Genomic DNA, 270 nt, shown 5'->3' with positions numbered 1-270 from the left:
CAGTTCGCCCGCCAGCGTCGCGCGGCGGCTGGCGAACAGTTGGCGCTCCATCGCGTAGGCGGCGGCCGTTTCGGCATTCGCCTGCGCATCGGGCGCCGCAAGATCATCCCGACCATCGCGCTCGGCCAGCAGGCGCGCTTCGCGGGCCATGACGGCCGCCTGCTGCGCGCGCAGGCTCCGCGCCTCGCCACGCACCCGGGTATCGTCCAGCCGTACCAGCGCCTGGCCGGCCCGGACCGGGTCGCCTTCAGCCACCAGCAAGGCGCTCAC

General features: G+C 74.4%; 1 pseudogene. It reads right to left on the bottom strand.

Annotation, left to right across the window (positions count from 1 at the left end):
• A pseudogene (locus tag SB751_RS30755) lies at window positions 1-270 on the bottom strand (hemolysin D); the annotation flags it as partial.

The organism is Cupriavidus sp. SIMBA_020, assembly GCF_046535395.1.
GTDB classification, from domain to species: Bacteria; Pseudomonadota; Gammaproteobacteria; order Burkholderiales; family Burkholderiaceae; genus Cupriavidus; species Cupriavidus campinensis.
The sequence above is the reverse complement of the archived record's forward strand: the minus strand, read 5'-3'. Positions and strand labels throughout refer to the sequence as shown.